Origin of the sequence: Roseibium sp. MMSF_3247 (assembly GCF_030733765.1) — a bacterium.
GTDB lineage: Bacteria > Pseudomonadota > Alphaproteobacteria > Rhizobiales > Stappiaceae > Roseibium.
This window is the reverse complement of sequence record NZ_JASHII010000029.1, coordinates 1-2,420: the sequence shown is the minus strand read 5'-3', so window position 1 is coordinate 2,420 and position 2,420 is coordinate 1. Positions and strand designations below refer to the sequence as shown.

Annotated in this window: 2 protein-coding genes and 1 pseudogene; 1 reads left to right on the top strand and 2 read right to left on the bottom strand. The window is 57.4% G+C overall.

The annotated features are described in order from the left end of the window. Positions 1-214 precede the first annotated feature (214 nt). On the bottom strand, positions 215-1,309 hold the full coding sequence (locus RBB44_RS25445) for a Fic family protein (RefSeq protein ID WP_306150609.1): 1,095 nt from the start codon (positions 1,307-1,309) through the stop codon (positions 215-217). Positions 1,310-1,453: 144 nt separating this feature from the next. Then, positions 1,454-1,909, bottom strand: a complete 456-nt coding sequence (gene repC / locus RBB44_RS25440; protein WP_306150608.1) for a replication initiation protein RepC — start codon at positions 1,907-1,909, stop codon at positions 1,454-1,456. On the opposite strand from repC, the pseudogene RBB44_RS25435 reads away from it, so the two are divergent. After that, positions 1,908-2,420: pseudogene (locus tag RBB44_RS25435) on the top strand (IS21 family transposase); the annotation flags it as partial. The gene repC and the pseudogene RBB44_RS25435 sit on opposite strands and share 2 nt — an antisense overlap.

Below are 2,420 nucleotides of genomic sequence, written 5' to 3'. Positions count from 1 at the left end.
CTGAGGAATTCTGGGGCCGTCAAAACCGCGGTTCACCTTCATTGCATACTGCACCCAAAGATCGGCAACGCACATCGGCAAAGAAGTTTATTAGTCTTCTGATTTGCAAACTTTATCAACGACTTAGGATTTCTCCAGACCGGCAATCCTCACCGATGCTTGGCTGATACTTCCTTGGATTCGGCGTTTCGGGCTTCGCGTGTGACAAGCCTCTTTACGTCGCCGTCAGGGAATAGCTGGTGCTGCGTCCACCAGCCTCATCTTTCTCCAAGGCGCCCAAGTCGATCAGATCGAGGATGTCGCGATATGCCGTGTCCTGCGAACACTTTGCGATCTTTGCATATTTCGACGTCGTGAGTTTGCCTTCGAACCCATCCAGCAGGCGGTTGAGCATGTCTCGCTGCCGGTCGTTTATGTTCGCCGCCCCGTATTTCTCCCAGAACCGCGCCTTCCGGAACACGGTCTCAAGGATGATCTCGGCACCATCGAATGCGCGGTCCAGGCAAGCCAGGAACCAAACGAGCCACGCCGTGACATCAAGGCCGCCTTTCTGCGTTTTCTCGAGCATGTCGTAATAGTCGCTCCGCTCCTGCCGAATTTGCGTCGACATGCTGTAGAACCGCTGCGCGCTGCCTTCGGATCGCGCCAAGGCCATGTCTGCGATCGCCCGCGCGATGCGGCCGTTGCCATCATCGAAGGGGTGGATGGTGACAAACCACAGATGGGCGATGGCGGCATGTATGACGGGATCCGCCTCGGAGGACTGATTAAACCAGGTCAGGAAGCGCGCCATTTCAGGGTCTAAACGTTCGGCGTCTGGCGCCTCAAAATGCACGCGTTCGCGGCCATAAGGTCCTGATACAACCTCCATGGGACCGTCACGCCACCCCCCTACTCTGATCCGAGTCATTCCGCTTCGCCCGGTTGGAAAGAGAGCCGCATGCCAGCCGAACAGACGCTCCGCATCCAGTGGCTGGTCATACACTTGGGTTGCGTCCAGCATCATCTCGACGACACCATCAACATGGCGATCAGACGGGATCAGTCCGCCAATTTCCAGACCTAACCGCTTTGCGATAGACGATCGAACCTGATCCTTGTCGAGCGTTTCCCCCTCGATCTCGCTGCTTTTTACGACATCACTGGTCAGTGTCCTGAGCATCGCCTCGCTGCGAAGATCGAAGCCAAGACCCTCCATGCGCCCCAAGAGCTTGCCTTGGCGGTGACGGACCGCAGCAAGTTGGGACGACAGCTTGGCCTTATCCCAGGTAAACTGAGGCCAATCAGGGAGTTCGTGAATGTAGGTCATATTTTACGCACTCTTTGCGGAGATTATACGGCACAATCTCCGCAAGACAATAACAAACACCGCAGATCGCGCGGTGAATAAGGGCGGCAATCTCCGCACACCGCACTTCGAACGCTGAATGTAGGCACCTGCTTTACCATTCTATCACGCAGCCTGTCCGCCCAGCCGGCCATAAAAACTGCGATCAAGGTGCAATTCGCCAACCTGCGCCCGTTCTACGAGCCCGCGTAGGTATCCGCCGGGTGATTTGACCTCACCAGTGGTGGATTTATCGAGGATAAGGGCTAGGGAAGCCGCTGCAGCGGCAGGCCCCAACACTTTGTTGGCCACGTTCCACGCATCTTCTGAGATGCCCACGATGGGCCTAAGATTGGCCGCCGCCCGGTGCACGTCGTTCCAGTCTCGCAGGTAGCCACCCGTTGCCCGCGCCATTTCTGCAAAATGCGGACAGGAGGCCATCAACATCGGGATATCGACGTCAGATCTGTTGATTTTCGCTGAGAAGTGACCCGGTAGCCTCCCAAATTTCCACTGAGAATTGACCCATGTGAACACGTTGCCCTGACGGATTCGGTCGGGGAGATATGGAGTGATCGACATGGGATTTTTCAGTGTTATCCGACGCTGGGCATTGCGTGACAAAATGCCAATCCGCGAGATATCGCGGCGAACGGGCCTGTCCCGCAACACCATCAGGAAGTATTTGCGCGAAGGCGCGGTTGAGCCGCAGTTCAAGACGCCGGCACGGCCGAGCAAACTTGATCCATACGCGGACCGGCTGTCCGCCTGGCTTCTGGCACAGGCACGGAAGTCGCGCAAAGAACGCCGCACCGTGAAACAGATGCATGCTGATCTGGTGAAGCTCGGTTATGACGGTTCCTACGGACGTGTGGCGGCATTTGCCCGCGCTTGGCGTGCCGATCGACACCGGGCGGAACAGACAACAGGGCGCGGCACCTATGTGCCCTTGGTGTTTCAACCCGGCGAGGCATTCCAGTTCGACTGGAGCGAAGACTGGGCCAATGTCGGCGGCGAGCGGATCAAGCTTCAGGTTGCCCAAATCAAGCTGTCACACAGCCGGGCGTTCCTGGTGCGGGCCTACCCGCTGCAA

Bases quoted from the DNA above. Each gene is read 5' to 3' on its own strand.
- RBB44_RS25445 (WP_306150609.1), bottom strand. From the start codon at position 1,309: ATGACCTACATTCACGAACTCCCTGATTGGCCTCAGTTTACCTGGGAT.
- repC (WP_306150608.1), bottom strand. From the start codon at position 1,909: ATGTCGATCACTCCATATCTCCCCGACCGAATCCGTCAGGGCAACGTG.